This is a genomic window from Listeria floridensis FSL S10-1187 (assembly GCF_000525875.1).
Taxonomy (GTDB): domain Bacteria; phylum Bacillota; class Bacilli; order Lactobacillales; family Listeriaceae; genus Listeria; species Listeria floridensis.
In genome coordinates this window covers 17,611-35,535 of sequence record NZ_AODF01000034.1, presented here as the reverse complement: position 1 = coordinate 35,535, position 17,925 = coordinate 17,611, and the positions used below count along the sequence as shown (strand labels likewise).

Below are 17,925 nucleotides of genomic sequence, written 5' to 3'. Positions count from 1 at the left end.
TGTAGAAGCTTTGTCTGAAGTGATACCGTTCTTTTTCAGCAATCACTTTCAATTTTTCGTGCCTACAGCTTGCTTAGCAATCGTAATGGCATAGTTCCCACTTGAATCAGCTGTGCCAGTCCCATGTTTTTGTGGAACCGTCACCTTGTGGAATTGTAAGCGTTACTTTCGAGTTCGCCGGAGCCGTTCCTTTTACTAGCGTATCGTCTGTTGTTAATCCATTAATTGTTGGCGTTTTAAGAGCGCCTTGAATAACAGTTGTAGAAGCTTTGTCTGAAGTGATACCGTCTTTTTCAGCAATCACTTCAATTTTCGTGCCTACAGCTTGCTTAGCAATCGTAATGGCATAGTTCCCACTTGAATCAGCTGTGCCAGCCCATGTTTTTGTGGAACCGTCACCTTGTGGAATTGTAAGCGTTACTTTCGAGTTCGCCGGAGCCGTTCCTTTTACTAGCGTATCGTCTGTTGTCACCGTGTTAATCGTTGGTGTTGCAATTGTACCTGCAATAACAGTTGTTGAAGTAGTTGGAGAAGTATCCGTTCCACTTTTCGCTTGCGCCGTAACTAATGTCCCTACAGCTTGTTTAGGAATCGTCACCGAATACTGCCCATTAGAACCCGTAGTTCCAGTATATTGCGTTCCATTGATCGTTAAGACAATTTGTGTGTTTGGTGTAGATGTCCCTGTTACGACTGTGTCTGTGCTTTTCACTGTATTAATTGTTGGGGCAGCTAAGCTGACACTAGTTATTACAGTTGTACTTCCATATGGGCTTTCATCGCCATAGCTGTTGACAGCTTTTGCTTGAATTATAGTTCCAGCAGGATAAGTCGAATTCATATTAATTGAATATTGACCAGTTGAGCTGACTGTTCCAGTTCCAACCGCATTGCCATTAACGTAGAGAGTTAAGGTTGTATTAGCTGGACCAGTACCTGTAACAAGAGTTTGATTATCTTTTACAGTATTTACAGTAGGTGTTGCTAGAGCGTCGCCTTCTTCATAAAGCACTACAGTTCTTCCAAGATAACCTGTATGATTACCCTCTACACAGTAAAGAATAATTTCAGTGCCTGGTGCTTGTCTTGGAATAGTGAGTGATTCAGCACTAGCTGGAGTCGTATAAATCTGCCCATTGATATTCGCATATAAAGTTGTAGTTGAGGACGCACTGAACGAAATAGTAGTATCTCTGCTAGTTACAGGTTTGCTTACTACAGGAATGGCAATACCAGTGCCATCACCGTTCGTACCAGGACCACGAACAGCAGTTTTTACATAAGTTGTATCTGTTTTACTGTATACACCGTTCAGTACTGCATAAGCTGAAACTTTAGTTCCAACAGCCATATTAGCTGGAACTAAGCCGTCAAGTGCAGTGATCGCCCAGTAACCTGTCGATCCTACTGTTACGGTACGCGTGATTGAACCGAATGTAACGTACACAGTTGAACCTGGTGTAGCATTAAAACCGAAAATCCCATAATCTGAGATTTTCGTATCCATTACATTTCCGATAACCGGCATTCTAACGGGATCGTCAATTGCAGCTGCTCCAGTTGTGTTTGCCATAGTACTAATTGATTTTGACTGTAAATCGGACTCAGCTGCCATACCTACTTGTGGTGCGAAATTTGTAATCATGGGTGAAGCTAAAACATTTGCAATAAGTAAAGCGGTAAACCCTTTTTTCATGTAATGATTTTTCTTAGTTTGCTTTTTTGTCATATTTTACTACTCTTTCCTTCCCATAAAAATATTCTTACTCTTAGTTAAGTACGTAAGCCTCCTTTTCTTAATCTTAACTGAAAATGTTATTTCTCTACTATGCCTTTGGGATGGATTTTCATTATTTTATTTGTCACTTTTATGACAACAAGAAAACCAATCACAATGAGTTTGGACAGATTTACTGTTCATCAACGTTTTGGTCTTACTCGCTTCTTCTTTGACATATATCGCAAGACTTGGATTGTTTGAAATCTATTACATTAAAAGGAAGAAGTGAATTCATTCTCTTTAGTTCTTCTAAAATTCAAGCTGTTTTAAAGCGTGATTATGGCGTATCCATCAGCTTAGAAAGTGTTTATCGGCTGCTTCGTCAGCTTCAGTTACCTCAAATGTCTACCATAAAACCGAGTTATGCCAAGATAAAAATAGATGAAGAGCCCCCTTCCTCTTATCCCAATCATTTAAAGCAAGCCTTTAATCCACCTTCACCGAATCAAGTTTGGACAACGGGTTTTTCTTACATCCCCGTAGGAAAAAGCTTTGTTTATTTATGCCTTGTCATGGACTTATTTTTACGGAAAATTATTGCTTGCATGTCTCTAACAGAATCAATATAGAGTTAGCTCTTCAAGCCTTAGAAATGTCCTATAAACAACGTAAGCCATGCCAATCTGTCCTCATCCATAGTGACCGAAGGTCACAGTATACAGCCAAATAATGTCGCAGATGGCTGGATGAGAATGACATGATTACTTCTTATTCAAAAAAAGCTTATCCTTAGGATAATGCCTTGACCAAAGCCTTTTTTAAATATATGAAAAAAGAAGAATTCGATCGGAGAACTTTTTTCTATTCAAGAGGTGCAACTTGCTTGTTTTGAATACATTGAAAGTTTTTATAATCGGCATCACCCTCATTCAACCATCAGTATGTTTACACCAGAAGAAAGAGAGAGCTTTTATTTCAATAATTTATGAATTATTCTTTTTTTGTGTCTACTTTATTGACATTGATCCAGGTGCAAAGGATTCCCATTGACGGTCGAACAAAAGTTAATCCTGTTTGCAAAAGAAGAATACGGCCGCTTACGAGCAACCCATTCAGATACCTGGATTATTCAAGAACTAGACATTTCTCGTAGTGCTTTCATCTTGTGGAAGAAACAACACGGGCTTTCTCGACAGCAGGTTGCCCATCATCCCCTACTCATTAATGTAAGGAACCTTCATTCTTCTTGATAGACGGCTAATTCTCATTCCTGTACATCAAAAAGCAGGGTTCTATAGAAGGGGGTGATTCATTCTTTTTTCTTGATTCTTATGAGATAATTCCTCACTAAAAAACAAGCTGCTGACGAGCGAACAGCTTGTTTTCACAGGAATCGATCTATTCCATATCTTATAAATTTTAGACTCTTACTAAATTATTCCAATCACTCCTGTGTTAGTGATTCGTCAAATAACTTTTCATTGATTCTTTATATCTGGATCAGGATACTCGTTTCCACTGTAATCAGTATCATTGCGCCTTATAAAGACAATGGTTCCTTTACTATCATATCCAATAATTACAGCTCGATTCGCGATTGCTTTCACAGCTTTAAACTTACTATTGTCGAACTCAGGAATGATCATTATTTAAAAATTGCGATTAGCGAGATTGCAACACCAACGATGGCAATGATCGCACTTAATCGATCTTTTGAATCGACGATGGCTAGCTTGAAATTTTGAATAAGCAAAGTTACATATGTCAATACTTCAGCGAAAATGAGGGTAAAACCAACGACTAAAATAAATATGTAGGTCATCACCGCTGGAACACCTGAAATCACTTTATTTTCCGTTCTTATCAAAAGAGAGGTTATTTCTAGATCTTGGACATTAAATTTAGATGTGACTAATGCTATTACCCCGAAACACATAACAATTATTTTGATTACAACTAGGAGACCATTTTTCCAGAATTCGATTCTATATTCTTGATCGAATGTTTTTGTAGACTTTTCACTTTTTTTTCAATGCCCTACTTTTCATTTTAATTAGAGTCGAAGTATTGATTAGCATATAAACTTCAATGAGAACCATCGCCCCCAATAGAATCAGAAGTAATAAAACGAACTGGTTTTCAATCCAATGAAAGGCGGTATCATCCACTTTAAGATAATAGCAAGGAATAAATATAAAGCTCATTCCAATTCCAGACCCCAGTTTCAGAGTAAATGTTTCACTAGATAAATCAAAATTTTGTTTGTTAGCTTGTGTGTCTTCCTTTTTCTTTCTTAAATTTCTTGACTCCATAATACTTTCACCTCACTTTAATACTCAAAAAATAACACAAAATCAATAGTTTCATTTTAGCATAAATCAAATTTTTCTATCATTCTATGATAAAACAAGTGTCGTCTACCCTCAGACGGACATTCGTTTAGGGAAGGTGTTCTATCATGATTTTTTGTTTTCAAGCATTATTGCGCTGATTGTAGTTGGATGAACAATTGCATTCTTCAAGCACATGTTAGAAGGTCGGCGGAATACCAATAGGTAGACGACATTCATTCTAATCCCCAAAATACCCTTCGATTATATAATAGGCGGAGTTAATTCATTCTTTTTTCTTGATTTTCATGGAGATAATTTCTCACTTAAAAACAAGCTGCCGACGAGCGAACAGCTTGTTTTCATAGGACTCGATCTATTCCATCTCTTGTAAATTCTAAACTCTTGATCCATAACTTTATTTACTTTCTGTCGTTATAAGTTCAAAGCGTGGATAAGTGATTTTTTTTTAACTCTTCCTCTACTTTTTTACGGAAATCTTTTTCCGCTTCATTGACGTAACCTGTGAAATAGATTTCCTCAATATCTTCTTGATTAAAAAAATAAGAAGTTTGGTCCGTCTGTCCATTGGGATATAAACATCCACTGTATTCAAAATAACCTATCCCTCCTTGATTATTATACAGTGCAAAACGACTGATAATTAAGAGTTGTTGTTCTCCATTTTTTAAACGTACGACAGAACCTAGTGGTAACAATTCTTCCATTTATTATTCTCCATTCTCTATTGGTAATTGATTCCTTTTATAAAGGGTATACATTTTTCTTCGTTTTACAGGTCTTGGAAAGGCTAATACAAATGCTGGAAGTATCCAAGAAAGTGTTGTAATAAAAAATACTATAAGCTCTCCGTTTGAAAGGTACAGTAAGCAACTACATATCAAAGCAAGTAGTAGCAGAATAAATACTATTCTTAATTGCTTATTAAACTGTTTCGCTCCTTCTTCAAAAAATGAAGCAGGTATTTGGTCTAACGAGACTTGGTGCCCTTGAAAGTTTTTACTAATTATTTTATCTACAATAAATATCAAAATAACACTAATAGCTAACCCACTAGCACTACTAAGGAAAACTAAAAAAACAGTAGATAATGTTAGTAAATAAGATTTCAATAAGCTGTATAGAACAACTCCAACCACTCCTGAAAGAATGGTCACTAATGATCCTTGTGTGGAATAGCTTCCTTCAACAACCTTATAGTTTTGAAAATGGTAGAAATAAGGTGTATTGTTTTCTTTATTATAAAAAATGGGAATCCATGGTGATTTCATTGTCTCTATCCTTTCTTAGCCAAAAACACTACCTAATCCGTTCAAAAATCCTGAAGCTGCCTTTCCAATTTTATCACCAACACTTTAGTATTCTCCATTCTCTATTGGTAGTTGATTCTTCTGATAAAGAGCATACATTTTTTTTTCTCTTGAAAGGCCTCTGTAAAACAATCAGCGGAATAGGTAACATCCAAAAAAGTGCTGTCGCAAAAAATAAAATTGCCTCTCCATTAGAAAAGTAGAGTACAACAGTACTTCCTATAGCCAATAAAAGGGTCCAATATCCTGTTCTAAGATTTTTTTTAAGCTGCTTTTCACCTTCTTCAAAACAAAAGGATATTTTTTCTATTGAAACAGGATCTCCAAAAATACTTTTTTTACTAAAATGGTCAATCACAATAATCAATAGCCCACTGATAATAATGCCGAGTAAAATGCTTAATCCTGCTAGATAATTAGTGGGCATTTTTATAATAAACGATCCAAGAAGTGCATACAAAACAACTCCAATTGTTCCAGATAATAGCGTAACAATAGTATTTTGAGCAGAATACTTTCCTTCAACAAATTTTTTCTCATTTACATTATAAAAGTAATTTTTATTTTCTTTTTTATCATAAAACACTGGAATCCACGGTGATTTCATAATTTTTACCCCTTCTTATCCAAAAACGCTTCCTAAACCTTTCATAAAACCTGAAGCTGCATTCCCAATTTTATCCCCTACACTCTTAACGCCTTTTTCTATACTTTTTCCTATTTCTTTTGTTTTCCCACTGATGTCATCGACAACTTTTTTCGCTCCTTTGATAATATCATCCTTTTTGTCATAAATCTTGTCAAAAACATAGTTCCCAACGGCTGTGATTCCTACTCCTACTGCAAACCCTAAAACTGCACCAACTACTGTTCCAACTACTGGTATAGGAATTGCTGTCCCTATCGCTGCACCTATCGCTGCACCTACTTTCCCACCGGCAAAACCAATCCCTACATGGACCGTAGCTTTTACAACGGCGTCGCCTACATCTTCTCCTTGTGCGATTTGTGTTGCCCCATCAATGACTCCACCAACAATCGGAAGTCCATATTTTCCTATTTTTGCCACTGTGCTTCCTGTTTGAATCAAGTTTGTGGTGAGAGAAGATGTATTTGGATTGACCATCACAAAATTACCCGCCCCACCTGGTCCCATTTTCCCTGTTAATGCCGTCAGAAGAAAGCCAAAATTCTGCATCGCTTTTCCACTAGATTCTACAGCCGCATTAAATAAATCTTGCGGTAGATTATCTAAGATTGATTGGGGAATTTCATCCACATCTTTCATGAAATAGTCAATAATCTCTTGTGGCGGCTCCATATCCGGATTTGTTTGAGCGATTGTAAACAATTTGGCTTGTTCCGCTTCAGATAAATGGGGCACTTTATTGCTTATTCTTTCTAAAAATTGAGCATCGCTTTGTTTCACTTTTTCAGCAATCTCCTTAGCCCACATTAGCTTTTCCTGAGACGAAACCACAAAAGTCCCTGTTGAGGGATTCCAAGCCGTTTTCGTTTGGGCAATCCCTTGATCAATCGCCTGTTTCAAACTCGCAATTTCTGAAAAAATACGCGGTGAACTCGCATGAAAAGCGACTAATTTTTGAAGCTTCTCTTCAAGGTCTCTTTTACTTGTTTGGTAAGCCTCAATCAAGGCTTGATTGAGATTCACTTGCATGCGTTGATCCAACTCAGGTAACGGAGATTGTAGGATTTGTCTTTGAAGGGCATTCGCTTGGTTAATCAAGACGTCTGCTTGTCGTATCTGTTCTTCTAGTTCGGATTGTTTAAGATCTCCGCTGTCCACTTCGCTTTGGTAACGTTCTGGAAACTTCCGGACAGCTTCTTCTGTCGCTTCTGTTAACAGAATTCCTGCCTGAACCAGGGGCAATAGAACCGCACTATAAAAAGCTTTAGCCGAATCATACGCTTTTCCTTTCAAAAAAGGCTCTGCCGTAAACTGATGAATGGCTTGTTGAAGGGCTACATACCCCTCCAAGTGTTGGCGACAAACCTGACTTGTACGGGTCGCTTGGGTTTTAGATTTTGACACATACATATTGATACTCATGCTTTCGCCTCCTGTTCATCTAAGTATGCTTTTCTTTTTTCGTAGGCGACTTCATTGAGTTGGTCTTCCAACTTTCTTTTTTCCTGTTGAAAGGCTTCGTCCATGCCTTCAAAATGGGCTTGTGCTGATCGTGAAAGGGAGAAAACCCGTTCTTGCAGGTGTTCATGCAAAAAAGCTCGATCGTTTTTCCGAAACCGCTCATGTACCTCTTCCACAAACCGAAATCCTTGTTGAAATAGGTTTGATTACACAAATCCTTTTAGAGCAGGTTTATACACTAAATTATGTCTTCTTTTAATCCCAATATCACTTATTTCTTTTAATAGTTGTATATTTTTCGTATCATGTACAAGATCACATTTCTGTTGAAACTTTTTCAAACCATGATTTCCCCACCATTTCTTCGCTACCTCATCCCTTCTTTCCATATTTTACTATCTTCCTAATTCATTTAAAATTTACATCATGCTTAATAAAAGTTACCTTATGAACATTATTATCAGTATCGGCTTCTATCTCAAGATTAAATATATGTGTTTCTTTTTTTATGAAATTTCATCCTAGTATCATAAGTGATTGTGAGATAAATAGATGTATTAAGTCGATATCTAAAATCGCTATCATGATTACTATCATTTTGAATCATAATTACAACAGGAATATTAAATTCTTCATTTTTATATATAGTAGAACTAATTTGATTTTGAATATCCATTTGCTCAGCATATTTCAAAAATGAAACAATCTTACCTAAATACATAGTTCTTGAAACAACTATATTTGGATCTAAATCAACATTTGATGGTTCGCAGTCATTTTCGAAGACATGTGGCTGCATGTTTTTATTTGCAAAAATATAATTATTACCTTCTCTAATGCTAAAAATGTATTTCGCTTCACTTTGAATTTTCAAGTTATAAACGCTGTCTCCGGTGTTTAAAAAATAAAGAAAAATTCAACATTAATTCAGACGTATCATTTGCATAAGATGATTTAGATTGGACCACATAATTTGAATATTTTATTCCTATCCAAGAATCGTTTAATTGTTTTTGCGTTTGGATATTCATATCATTAATTTGCTTTTGAAATTTTCGATTTGATAATTGAATGAAGATTAACAAAAGTAAATTGCTTACTCCTAATATTTTGTTGAATAGATCAATAATTGCCAACCCCCTTTTTCCATATCATTCAAGATTTAACCATTTAATTATTTCCAATCATAAACCAGCCCTTTTTTGCTCCTTTTTATTTCCCTCAATGATTAATCTATTCAGCTTATTAATTCCTATTTCCTTCAGCTTCTATATTTTCATATTTACTTTCCTTATATAAATAGCCGTGTTCCTGTGCTGAATTTTTACTACTTACTATCGGCCACTTTGGAGCAAAAACCACTGACCAACAGAATTCCTAAGTAAACACCAAACATCCAAACATTTAATTCTCCTTTAAAAAACATTACACATACAGCAAAGACAAAAGCCAGAATAAGCAAGGTTTGACTAGCAATAGTCCATGTAATCGCTGCTGCTGAAACAATGCTTTCTTGTTGTTTGATTTGGTTCCATAACTCTTTAGACGAACTAATCCATACCGTAAAATGATGAAAATCTCTTTTCTTCAGTTGAATCATTCCAATGATACTTAGACTTATATACATACAAGCTGCAATATACACACTTATTTGCAGAAGAGTAACGAACATATCTCTGTGGCCTCTCTTTCTCATGATGTAAAACTCGTTTTTTATCAGTTTACCTGTCTTTAATAGTCAGAATATCATCGCTCATATCTTACTTTAAATCAAACAAGCATTTACACTTATTAGTCATAAACGAATTTATTTGCTAGAGCTGACGCGCTTAATCACGCAGTAAACGAGCGGGACAAAAAACAAGATAGGTATAATAACCAAAGGAGTTTTTAAAAATATGTACTTGTCTACATAACCCGTAATCACTTGTTGATCTACAAGCAACCAATTGATATAGCTAAGTAATTGCAGAATAAATAATAAAGCAAGTCCTGAGAAAAATAGTTTTATCGCTGTTAGTAAGTTCATTAAAAAGCTCCTTTAAAAGTTTTTATTTTCTTCACTGCTCCAATGCAATATGTTTACTCCACTTCAATTGTAAATTTTTTATATAATCCGTTTTTCATTTTTTTCTTCATACATGGTTTGATAAGCCTCTTCATCTTGATCTATATATCCTTTGTGATAGATGTGTTCGATATTTTCTTCGTTGAAGAAATACACTTGTTCTTCTACTTTTCCCGCCGGATAAAGACATCCCGAATAATCAAAATAACCGATTTCTCCATTTTGATTATATAATGGTCCTCTATTGAGGATCATCAATTTAACATCCCCTTTACTTAGTTTTACAACACTTCCAATTGGCAGCATTTTTGTTTCATCCCCTCAACTGTTTAGAATTTTATGAATAAGCTTTTGCTTTTTTATTGGTCGCAATAAAAAGCCTGTAAAAGTTAATACTAAAAACAATGACGTGAATATGAGTATTAAAATAGACCCAAGATACAAAAATAATAAACACATGCAGATTGTAATCGTCAGTACACTAAGTAGAATCAGCCATTCTTTTTTTACTTTGCTTTTTTGCATCTTCCATGAGTCCCCTAACCCCACTATTTGAATACTCCATGACTCGAAAATTTTCCAACTCATAATAATTCTTAAAATAAAATTTAGCTATAAAAAAGGCAAGCAGTCCTACAACCAATAATAGTAGCACTTTGATATAGCTACTATTTTCATAAGGGAAAACAACCTTGATATATTGACTCCCATAAAGCAAGAGCAAAAATAAAGCCATATAGATCCAATTATTTCTTTTTTTATGGATTACCTTAATAAATTGCTCATTGTTTTCATCATAGAAAATAGAATAAAGTTCCTTTTCCCGATATAAAAAAAACAAAGCTCTTCACTACTTCACATCCTTTTTAACCAAATACAGAGCCCAAATTTCCGAAAAATCCTGAAACTGCTTCTCCTACCTTATCCGCTTCTTTTTGAATCGATTTTATACCTTCATTCACTTTTTCTGAGACTGAATGTCCAACATCTTTTGCAAGGTTCACAATTCCATCTTTATGATCGTATACCCAATCAAAAGCCATTGCACCTCCAACCCCCAAAACAAAACCAACACCAGTTCCAACCGGTCCACCAAGAGCAGTTCCTATAGCAGCTCCTGCTAATCCAGCACCTGTATGTCCTGCTGTTTTTATTAATGCTTCTTCTGTACTTTTCCCTTCCGCTTTCTGCATTCCGAAATCAACTACTGCCCCTACAATAGGGATTCCTACTTTCGCTCCTGTACGCACGATGTTGCTGAGCAAAGAAGGTGCCTCACGAACCACCATGTTCCCGCCATCAACTAATGCAGGAACAAGTCCTCGGTCTATAAAAAGAGTTGTATTCTGTTGGAGCCATGATACTGTTGTCTGAACAGCTGCTTCCACACCCTCATCGGTCAATTTAGTCTCAATGACTTTTTTTTATAAAGGCTGCTCCTGTAGTTATAATCCCAGATTTTATGCTTTCAAAAGTTTCTTTGGAAATAGCTCCAGATTGATAGTCTTCTTTGGCTTTATTTAAATATAGTTTACTTTCTTCATCTAGCTGAGATTCGTGTTCAGCTTCATAAGTTGCCCACTTATTTTGTACCCAACTGACCCATTTTAAGTCATTTTGCGAAGGCACTGTAAAGCTCCCTGTTGAACTACTCCAGGCTGATTTGGTTTGAGTAAGACCTTGAGACACCGCTTGTTTCAAACTAGCAATTTCAGAAAATATCGCAGGTGAGCTCGCATTAAATGTGATTAATTTCTGAAGCTTCTCTTCTAATTCTCTTTTCTCAGTTTGGTAGATTTCCAATAACCCTTGATTCAGCTTCATTTGCGTCTGTTGATTGACTTCTGGCAAACTAGATGACAGTATCGTTTGACGGATGCCTTGTGCCTGGATAATTAATTGATCGGCTTGGCGAATTTTTTCTTCGAGCTCAATTTGCTTCAAATCCCCGCTATCTACTTCACTTTGATATCGCTCAGGAAATTCTTTCACTGCCTTTTCTGTAGCTTCAGTTAACAAAATACCGGCCTGAACCAAGGGATATAATACAGCACTATAAAAAGCTTTTGCTGAATCATACGCTTTCCCTCGGAGAAGTGGGCTACTTGATGTAAACTGAAGAATGGCTTGTTGAACCGCTACATATCCATCTATATGATGCCGACAAACAGCACTAGTACTCGTGGCCTGAGCTTTAGATTTTGACACATACATGTTAATGTTCAACTCATTCACTCTCCTTTATCTATGCCTGCTTTCCGTTTTTTATAAGCAATTTCGTCGAGACAATCTTTCAACTCCCTTTGTTCTTGCTGATAGGAGTCTCCTGTTTCTTCCAAATCTTCACGAATGGTACGCGAAATAGAAAATACTCGATCTTGCATCTGCTCATGAAGAGAAGACCGATCATTCTGTCGGAAATCCCAACGGATCTCATCCATAAATCGGAATACTTGCTGAAAATGAGCTTCATATGAAGATTGAATTTTTCGTACCTCTTGGATTTCCAGACTTTTTTCTTCTTCCATACTTGTTAAATCTCTTTCTTCCTGTAGATAGTCATCCCATATTTTCATGAACGATCTACTCCTACAGCCTGAAAAGCGCTGCCTAATTCCACATCTTTCGCTGCAAATGCTTGTGCAACACTTTGTAAATTTGCACTAGCTGTAGTTAACGCTTCTGCAATTTGTATGGTCGCATCCATCTCTGCTTGAATGGCTTCATGAGCCCTTGTATTGCCGGCTACTGTCGTTTGTTCATCTTTAGCAACCGTTACGGTCGTTGGAAGAGAAGAAACCGCTTGTTGAAGAGCTGTTGCTTTCTCTGAGGCCTGCCCTAAGTCACTCGTTATCTTTGTCACATTCAATACTCCCTTCTATAAAAAAGCGCCCTTATGACTTCCTCATAAGTGACGCATTCTTTTCATTTATTGAAGGCCAAAGTTTTGAGAAAGTTGTTGGTCTTGTTCTTCCACTGCAGTGGCCGTTTTCGTCAATTGCGCTTCAATTTGATCCATCAAATGCGCAAACTCGGTTACTTTTGGTTTTAACTGATTAAATTGATCATCAAAACGTTGGAAAGCTTGCCCTTCCCATTCACTTCTTAACTGTTCTTGTAATTGCGATAACCGTTGTAATAATTGTTCAATTTCTTGACTACTTTGTCCATAGGTTTTCGCACGTGCACGAAGCTCCTCCGGGCTCATTCTGATTTGTCCTGCCATTTTCTCATCTCCTAATCGTTTTAGTTTCTAACATGTATACAATAACACAAAATAGAATAGATGTCTGTGTCTTTTCGGTGAACATTTCTTAATTGAGGGCGTGATATTTCTTTCTACGCATTTATCATCATTATCAGAATGGAAAAGAAAAAAAATGCGTTTCTAAAAACAATAAAAACAGCTTTTGAGATGCCTTTAATTATTTAGAAGGAAAATTTATTTTTGGCATAAAATAAGCCTATTAAGCTAGTCCTATTCGATAGAATCATTCATGAGAGTTTAAATTTTCAAGCCCGTTACTTATCCATGACTAGTGAAAAAGATTCATCCCAAGAGGAGCTTTTTCGAAAGAATCCAATTCTAAATAGCATAAATACCGAATTTATGTTACTGTTAACTGAATTTACGCCTATTATGTTTGAAAGGATTGTTAAACTTGGAATTTGAAAGGCTGTTTTTAACAAGGGAAAGTGAATTTTTCAGATTTTCAGAAAACGGGAAAAATATGGGATATCTGTTACTTTTTGATACCTTTTCTAAGGCTCCAGATGCGTTTGGAGAACAATTTTTTGAAGATGACTTTGAAGCTAATGAAAACCATATAATTGTTCAGTATGCATGTAGGTCTGATTTAACAGATATGCATAGAGAATTTGTTTTGTCTTTTGTAGAAAGTTTACTAAGTTTTAAACCTAGTATTGATTATGTGGTCGATTTCTTTTATATTAAGCAAGATTTAGAATTCGATTATCCAACAAATAAGGGATTTGCAGAATTAGTAGAAAAAATTAATATGCTTTTTAACACAAACATTATTATTAACGATTTTCAATCGTTTAATAATATATTACAACAATGAAAGGGAGTTATTTTTTTGAAAAAGTTTAGCAAAATAGTTTGCGCATTTCTTGCCATTTTTTTGGTTCTTTCAATTTCGGCAAATGCGGAAGCAGCATCAAGTGCAACAGTTGACTTAGGGGATGGATATAGTGGGAGAATAGACAGACCCCATGATACAAAAACAGGGAAATGGCATGGACATGTTTATAAAAAGGGAAAACAAGTTGGAGCTAAGAATGTTGATGGAACAAAACACGATGGCAAAACTTTTAAAGATGTCCCTAAAAAAAGGTAAATAAACTAAAAGACTCTAAAAAGTGAAAACAAGCAAAGGAAAAAAAACACGAAATTAGTAAAAGAAAGAAACAAACAATCCTCATTCTCAAATTTTTTAAGCTGGCTCTCTAAGCATTCGATTTTATTGTCTATTTAAAAGTTGGTGAATGTGATGAGTAAGAAAAGAAAAGATAATACAGATGTTTTATTAATTTTATGGATTAGCTTGACACTAGCTTTTCTCCTGTTTTTTAGTAAATATTTATATGTAACCATTCAAGATATATACTCTTTAAATGCAGAAATTACGGTAATGATATGTATGCTTTTATGCTGTTTTATTGCATATGCCCTACTTATGGCATTACGATGGGGATATAAAAAAATGGTTAAATAATAACTGAGAGGGATTAGTTTTTGAAACTGATCTCTTTTAGTTTAAGAAAGATTAGTTTCAAAAAAGGATTTACTATTGTTGCTCATCTTACACAAAAACATTAATACTATACTTATTAGTTTGAAATGCTTTTGGAATACCCAAATGAAAAATGAGTGTATTCATTGGCTCGATTAAAATTTGAACATTTTTGCCGGTGTATCCTGATCGAACTCGAATCAATCAAATTACTTTTTTTTAAAACGAGTGGTTAACACTTCTCCTAAAAAATCTCCTTGTTTTTGCATGGCCGTAAAGGTATGATGTTCTTCAAAAATTTTCTCTACATCTTTTGATGTTATGAGTTGATATCGTTTCTTATATTCTGTCAGAAAAGCTTCACTACTGGTCGTTTTATCTACTTCTCGAAAAGTAATATGTCTTCTACTCATTTACCTCTCTCCGGGACCTGAAGTACTAATGTTCTAACTTATTGTTTTCCTGCAACACTTCAATATTTCCGAAAATCGGCTTTCTTGTTCTTTTAATTCAGGAGCAATTGCATGTTGATCAAGAATATTTAAGATCTATTTGTTCATAGATAGTTCCGCCGCATTTGCTCGATTTTTAAGATGCGCGGCGGTCTGCTCTTTGATGTTTCTCAACTGAAAGTTTTGACTCAACTTGATACACCACTTTCAAAAATGATTTAGTCGTTTTGAAGCATCTCAGAACATATATTTTTGCTAAAAACACCCATTTTTACGGATGCTATAGCAAAGATGTATGTTCTTTTTTAGGGTGATTTTTGCTGAAGTAAAAAATCACCCTTCGTTCCGGAACGGAAAAAGAAGGAAAAAAACAAAAGAGCATAAGGGAAACCTGCAATCACTTCGTAATTGAAGTCGCAGTGCGACTTGTTTTGAAGTGATATCAAGATTAAAGGCAATTGTGCACTTTTACGCTTTTTTTGCACCTCTTTTTGGTTCGTTTTTCTATCCATTTTGTTCACTTTTTCCCTTTTGTTTCGATTTTCTCCGAAAAGTGAACCATTTTATCCTAACCAATCAAGTAGCTCTTTTTGTCTTTCTATTTTCTTAATTGTAAGTTTTAGCTCTTTCGTAGTTTATTCTAGCTTTTGAAGTTGTTCTTTTTGCGTAGCAATCCTTTCTCCTTTTGAGTGAATCGTTGATTGCATCTCTGTCTATTTTTCCTCAGTTTACTAGCTTAAATTGGATGTTAAATCTGGTTAATTTTTTCATTTGATTAACGAAAGTCCCCCCTCTTTTTCTCATTTTTTTGAAACATTTTCTGACTCGCAGCACCAAATAGATTGATCTCTTTGGCTTCATAGATTATTTTATTTTTCGCTCGACCATCGGTATATGGGCACCAGAAAAAAAGTGAGATTTTCTTTCAGCAATTCATGAAACAGCCTTTTTTTTGTATCTACTTTATTGACATCAATCCAATTAACTTTAACTATAAGAGTTTTAACAATCTACAACCAAAACTTCTTGTTATAAGGTTATTTTCAGCTTGCTTTACTCCCTAAAACTGGTTATGACCAATGAAAAGTGCTGGAACTAATTGTATGTTTGATCTCTATACTTATTCCGTAAAGAGCAAAACGCAGATTACATTTTGAATGCTTGAGATCCAATGATATAATATATCTTGCAGTAGTAAAGTGAGAAAGATGGTGGCTAACTCCTCATTAGGGGGTGATGCCTATGGTTAAAGGTTTTACTCCTAGAAAGGAATAACCGTGTCTGTGTATGAAGCACTGACGTTTGCGGTAGTTTTTGCTACCCTCGTCGTGTTGATTCTAGACTTTAACAAACCCAAAAAATAACCATCTAACCCACTTTTGACCGAGTAGTTAGAATGGTTATTTTATCGTTATTAATGAAAGGCTACCGTCTTTTTAACGGTACTACTGCGTGGAGAGTCATGTTCATGCATGGCTCTCTTTGCTTCAAGTCTAGCATTTTTCAAAATTACCGTCAACATATTTTTGTTGGCTAGCAAATCTAAAATCGCACGCCACTCGTTTTTATTATCCTTTGAAAATCACGAGAAATGGAGTCCTTTGATGGCTCATTTACGCACGTATATAAAAAACGCTTGATCTATCTCTCAAGCGTTTTTTTGATGATTGGGGTCTGTGTTTGTTTAAATAAATACTTTTCATTGGCTGTGGCTGATTAGTAGTACTTTTTAGTTACTGAGCTATAGTAGGTGAGAGCAATAACGTACCGATTATAGTTCCAACCTCCACCAGCTTTACTCGTATTACTGTGATGCCAATAGGCTGTGGAAGGTACGGATTTGTATCCTTCCGATACAACTGTATTTTTCTTGGTAAACTTGTTAATATCATATTTCTGCCAGTTTAAAACGGTCTTTGCGAATGCTTCCGGTGCGATAGTGACAGCTGTTCCCGTCAATAAAATGGTTGCTAAACCGAGCTTCCCGATGTTTTGAATCATTCTTTTTCTCATTCTTCTAGACAACTCCCTTTTCTTATTTTTGTGATCGCGTATCTTCCTTGCTAAAAGAGTTGTTTTCACCTCCTTTCCTGTCCATGCAACAGGCTAATAATCCCAAAATGATGACACATAAAAGAAGGACAATTATTCCATTTAGAAACGTAATATTCGGATTCCTACAACTTTCAGCAAGCGTCTGCGTAACAACCTGTCCCGCATTAAAATAAGTTTGCGGAAGGAAAGTCGCTACTTGATTGAAGAACTCTACTTTTCCTATAAGTAGGGGTGGTGCAATCAGGACAACTAGACTAATAAATAGCGTGGGCATCAATTTTTTTACTAGTTTACTAATGAGATCAATCATCAAAACCACAACAGCCATTGCTAGTAATTGGAGTAAAATAGTTTTCCATAATAGTGATCCTACGGTAAATAGTACGGTCTTCTCCCCGATTTCCACTACCATAGGATACTGAAGAGTTCCCCATCCTGAAAGTAGCGATGCGCTAAGAAATGCAAGGATAATCACAACTCCATAGATGATGAAAGCTAACATGAAGGCAAAGACTATCCGTTCAAACGTTTTAAAAAGAGTAGAACCCGGATAAAGTTTGCTTCGATCTAGGTCTAAAAAGAATCGATCTGTAAAGACAGTGGTAAGTGAGAAACACAGCACAACTAAAAATAGAATGGGGAAAAAACTTTTTAAAACCCGATAGAGATATGTAAACCCTTGCGTCTCCTGATTATCAAGCTCTTCCTTAATATTTAGTTTTTGCAGTTCTTGGTATTTCAAGATATCCCGATTAAATAACCTCTTGAGCTCATCTCCCCTACCCGTCGGTGCTTCCTTTTCAATTTGAAGCGAGAATTCTAATTCTTTCAATTTTAATTGATACGCTTCCGACCATTTACCTGAGGCATAAAGCTCCTTAATCTGTTGATATTGTTTGATTTGTTGTTGCGCAAATTTTTCGGTTTCTTTCAGATTTTCTTGATCTTCTTGTGTTAAGGATTGATTGTTCGCTTGGTTTTCATTAAACTTTACTCCTTCTTGATTGAGTAGTATATTTTCCTCTGAAACAGCTGCTAGATCATGCTCTTTTTCCGTCATAACGTTCATAATTAAAACGAAAAGAACGGACGCCACTAACAA

General features: G+C 35.7%; 23 protein-coding genes and 1 pseudogene. 3 read left to right on the top strand and 21 right to left on the bottom strand.

Going from position 1 to position 17,925, the window contains the following annotated elements:
- Positions 1 to 106: 106 nt before the first annotated feature.
- Positions 107 to 1,729: an Ig-like domain-containing protein gene (locus tag MFLO_RS12155; RefSeq protein WP_036098269.1), complete on the bottom strand. Its 1,623-nt coding sequence runs from the start codon at positions 1,727 to 1,729 to the stop codon at positions 107 to 109.
- Between the two features lie 248 nt (positions 1,730 to 1,977).
- Here MFLO_RS12155 and MFLO_RS15460 point away from each other — a divergent pair, with 248 nt between their 5' ends.
- Positions 1,978 to 2,349, top strand: coding sequence for a hypothetical protein (locus MFLO_RS15460; RefSeq protein WP_149023047.1), 372 nt, complete (start codon positions 1,978 to 1,980; stop codon positions 2,347 to 2,349).
- 1,016 nt (positions 2,350 to 3,365) lie between these two features.
- Here MFLO_RS15460 and MFLO_RS12150 read toward each other — a convergent pair.
- The 17 genes and pseudogenes from MFLO_RS12150 to MFLO_RS12060 form a co-directional block, all read right to left on the bottom strand.
- Complete coding sequence (locus tag MFLO_RS12150; RefSeq protein ID WP_206538340.1) at positions 3,366 to 3,542, bottom strand: hypothetical protein; 177 nt, start codon at positions 3,540 to 3,542, stop codon at positions 3,366 to 3,368.
- A 196-nt stretch (positions 3,543 to 3,738) separates the two neighbouring features.
- On the bottom strand, positions 3,739 to 4,032 hold the full coding sequence (locus MFLO_RS12145; RefSeq protein WP_036098267.1) for a hypothetical protein: 294 nt from the start codon (positions 4,030 to 4,032) through the stop codon (positions 3,739 to 3,741).
- A 461-nt stretch (positions 4,033 to 4,493) separates the two neighbouring features.
- Positions 4,494 to 4,778: a DUF4176 domain-containing protein gene (locus MFLO_RS12140; RefSeq protein WP_036098265.1), complete on the bottom strand. Its 285-nt coding sequence runs from the start codon at positions 4,776 to 4,778 to the stop codon at positions 4,494 to 4,496.
- A 3-nt stretch (positions 4,779 to 4,781) separates the two neighbouring features.
- Entirely contained in the window at positions 4,782 to 5,342 is a 561-nt protein-coding gene (locus MFLO_RS12135; protein ID WP_036098263.1) for a hypothetical protein, read from the bottom strand.
- 73 nt (positions 5,343 to 5,415) lie between these two features.
- Entirely contained in the window at positions 5,416 to 5,988 is a 573-nt protein-coding gene (locus MFLO_RS12130) for a hypothetical protein (protein ID WP_036098262.1), read from the bottom strand.
- Positions 5,989 to 6,003: 15 nt separating this feature from the next.
- The gene (locus tag MFLO_RS12125; protein WP_051993651.1) at positions 6,004 to 7,452 is read right to left on the bottom strand and encodes a T7SS effector LXG polymorphic toxin; all 1,449 of its coding nucleotides are present in this window, start codon (positions 7,450 to 7,452) and stop codon (positions 6,004 to 6,006) included.
- A pseudogene (locus MFLO_RS12120) lies at positions 7,449 to 7,679 on the bottom strand (DUF3958 family protein); the annotation flags it as partial. The pseudogene MFLO_RS12120 and the gene MFLO_RS12125, both read right to left, overlap by 4 nt.
- Before the next feature lie 18 nt (positions 7,680 to 7,697).
- Positions 7,698 to 7,880 (bottom strand): hypothetical protein, encoded by a 183-nt coding sequence (locus tag MFLO_RS12115; RefSeq protein ID WP_036098261.1) that lies wholly within the window; start codon positions 7,878 to 7,880, stop codon positions 7,698 to 7,700.
- A 95-nt stretch (positions 7,881 to 7,975) separates the two neighbouring features.
- Positions 7,976 to 8,365 carry a hypothetical protein gene (locus tag MFLO_RS12110; protein WP_036098260.1) on the bottom strand — a complete coding sequence of 130 codons (390 nt, stop codon included), beginning with the start codon at positions 8,363 to 8,365 and terminating at the stop codon, positions 7,976 to 7,978.
- 453 nt (positions 8,366 to 8,818) lie between these two features.
- Positions 8,819 to 9,187: a hypothetical protein gene (locus MFLO_RS12100; RefSeq protein ID WP_149023045.1), complete on the bottom strand. Its 369-nt coding sequence runs from the start codon at positions 9,185 to 9,187 to the stop codon at positions 8,819 to 8,821.
- A gap of 411 nt (positions 9,188 to 9,598) precedes the next feature.
- On the bottom strand, positions 9,599 to 9,865 hold the full coding sequence (locus tag MFLO_RS12090; RefSeq protein ID WP_036098256.1) for a DUF4176 domain-containing protein: 267 nt from the start codon (positions 9,863 to 9,865) through the stop codon (positions 9,599 to 9,601).
- A gap of 175 nt (positions 9,866 to 10,040) precedes the next feature.
- On the bottom strand, positions 10,041 to 10,400 hold the full coding sequence (locus MFLO_RS12085; RefSeq protein WP_036098255.1) for a hypothetical protein: 360 nt from the start codon (positions 10,398 to 10,400) through the stop codon (positions 10,041 to 10,043).
- A 25-nt stretch (positions 10,401 to 10,425) separates the two neighbouring features.
- Complete coding sequence (locus MFLO_RS16580) at positions 10,426 to 10,962, bottom strand: hypothetical protein (protein ID WP_051993650.1); 537 nt, start codon at positions 10,960 to 10,962, stop codon at positions 10,426 to 10,428.
- 7 nt (positions 10,963 to 10,969) lie between these two features.
- Positions 10,970 to 11,785 carry a T7SS effector LXG polymorphic toxin gene (locus MFLO_RS12075; protein ID WP_051993649.1) on the bottom strand — a complete coding sequence of 272 codons (816 nt, stop codon included), beginning with the start codon at positions 11,783 to 11,785 and terminating at the stop codon, positions 10,970 to 10,972.
- A gap of 5 nt (positions 11,786 to 11,790) precedes the next feature.
- Positions 11,791 to 12,135, bottom strand: coding sequence for a DUF3958 family protein (locus MFLO_RS12070; protein WP_036098254.1), 345 nt, complete (start codon positions 12,133 to 12,135; stop codon positions 11,791 to 11,793).
- Positions 12,132 to 12,422, bottom strand: a complete 291-nt coding sequence (locus tag MFLO_RS12065; RefSeq protein ID WP_036098252.1) for a TIGR04197 family type VII secretion effector — start codon at positions 12,420 to 12,422, stop codon at positions 12,132 to 12,134. The genes MFLO_RS12070 and MFLO_RS12065 overlap by 4 nt, the downstream gene beginning before the upstream one ends.
- A 66-nt stretch (positions 12,423 to 12,488) precedes the next feature.
- Complete coding sequence (locus MFLO_RS12060; RefSeq protein ID WP_036098251.1) at positions 12,489 to 12,785, bottom strand: WXG100 family type VII secretion target; 297 nt, start codon at positions 12,783 to 12,785, stop codon at positions 12,489 to 12,491.
- A 436-nt stretch (positions 12,786 to 13,221) separates the two neighbouring features.
- Here MFLO_RS12060 and MFLO_RS12055 point away from each other — a divergent pair, with 436 nt between their 5' ends.
- Positions 13,222 to 13,644, top strand: coding sequence for a hypothetical protein (locus MFLO_RS12055; RefSeq protein ID WP_036098250.1), 423 nt, complete (start codon positions 13,222 to 13,224; stop codon positions 13,642 to 13,644).
- A gap of 15 nt (positions 13,645 to 13,659) precedes the next feature.
- Positions 13,660 to 13,920: a hypothetical protein gene (locus tag MFLO_RS12050; RefSeq protein ID WP_036098249.1), complete on the top strand. Its 261-nt coding sequence runs from the start codon at positions 13,660 to 13,662 to the stop codon at positions 13,918 to 13,920.
- A 605-nt stretch (positions 13,921 to 14,525) separates the two neighbouring features.
- Here MFLO_RS12050 and MFLO_RS12045 read toward each other — a convergent pair.
- The 3 genes from MFLO_RS12045 to MFLO_RS12030 all read right to left on the bottom strand — a co-directional run bounded on the left by MFLO_RS12045 (position 14,526) and on the right by MFLO_RS12030 (position 17,883).
- Positions 14,526 to 14,729: a hypothetical protein gene (locus tag MFLO_RS12045; RefSeq protein ID WP_036098248.1), complete on the bottom strand. Its 204-nt coding sequence runs from the start codon at positions 14,727 to 14,729 to the stop codon at positions 14,526 to 14,528.
- A gap of 1,755 nt (positions 14,730 to 16,484) precedes the next feature.
- Entirely contained in the window at positions 16,485 to 16,781 is a 297-nt protein-coding gene (locus MFLO_RS12035) for a hypothetical protein (protein ID WP_036098246.1), read from the bottom strand.
- 22 nt (positions 16,782 to 16,803) lie between these two features.
- Positions 16,804 to 17,883 carry a hypothetical protein gene (locus MFLO_RS12030; RefSeq protein ID WP_149023044.1) on the bottom strand — a complete coding sequence of 360 codons (1,080 nt, stop codon included), beginning with the start codon at positions 17,881 to 17,883 and terminating at the stop codon, positions 16,804 to 16,806.
- Between the last annotated feature and the right edge of the window lie 42 nt (positions 17,884 to 17,925).

What these genes read in the sequence shown, in the direction of transcription:
- MFLO_RS12155 (WP_036098269.1), bottom strand. Translation starts at nt 1,729, where the DNA reads ATGACAAAAAAGCAAACTAAGAAAAATCATTACATGAAAAAAGGGTTT.
- MFLO_RS12150 (WP_206538340.1), bottom strand. Translation starts at nt 3,542, where the DNA reads ATGACCTACATATTTATTTTAGTCGTTGGTTTTACCCTCATTTTCGCT.
- MFLO_RS12145 (WP_036098267.1), bottom strand. Translation starts at nt 4,032, where the DNA reads ATGGAGTCAAGAAATTTAAGAAAGAAAAAGGAAGACACACAAGCTAAC.
- MFLO_RS12140 (WP_036098265.1), bottom strand. Translation starts at nt 4,778, where the DNA reads ATGGAAGAATTGTTACCACTAGGTTCTGTCGTACGTTTAAAAAATGGA.
- MFLO_RS12135 (WP_036098263.1), bottom strand. Translation starts at nt 5,342, where the DNA reads ATGAAATCACCATGGATTCCCATTTTTTATAATAAAGAAAACAATACA.
- MFLO_RS12130 (WP_036098262.1), bottom strand. Translation starts at nt 5,988, where the DNA reads ATGAAATCACCGTGGATTCCAGTGTTTTATGATAAAAAAGAAAATAAA.
- MFLO_RS12125 (WP_051993651.1), bottom strand. Translation starts at nt 7,452, where the DNA reads ATGAGTATCAATATGTATGTGTCAAAATCTAAAACCCAAGCGACCCGT.
- MFLO_RS12115 (WP_036098261.1), bottom strand. Translation starts at nt 7,880, where the DNA reads ATGGAAAGAAGGGATGAGGTAGCGAAGAAATGGTGGGGAAATCATGGT.
- MFLO_RS12100 (WP_149023045.1), bottom strand. Translation starts at nt 9,187, where the DNA reads ATGAGAAAGAGAGGCCACAGAGATATGTTCGTTACTCTTCTGCAAATA.
- MFLO_RS12090 (WP_036098256.1), bottom strand. Translation starts at nt 9,865, where the DNA reads ATGCTGCCAATTGGAAGTGTTGTAAAACTAAGTAAAGGGGATGTTAAA.
- MFLO_RS12070 (WP_036098254.1), bottom strand. Translation starts at nt 12,135, where the DNA reads ATGAAAATATGGGATGACTATCTACAGGAAGAAAGAGATTTAACAAGT.
- MFLO_RS12060 (WP_036098251.1), bottom strand. Translation starts at nt 12,785, where the DNA reads ATGGCAGGACAAATCAGAATGAGCCCGGAGGAGCTTCGTGCACGTGCG.
- MFLO_RS12045 (WP_036098248.1), bottom strand. Translation starts at nt 14,729, where the DNA reads ATGAGTAGAAGACATATTACTTTTCGAGAAGTAGATAAAACGACCAGT.
- MFLO_RS12035 (WP_036098246.1), bottom strand. Translation starts at nt 16,781, where the DNA reads ATGAGAAAAAGAATGATTCAAAACATCGGGAAGCTCGGTTTAGCAACC.
- MFLO_RS12030 (WP_149023044.1), bottom strand. Translation starts at nt 17,883, where the DNA reads ATGACGGAAAAAGAGCATGATCTAGCAGCTGTTTCAGAGGAAAATATA.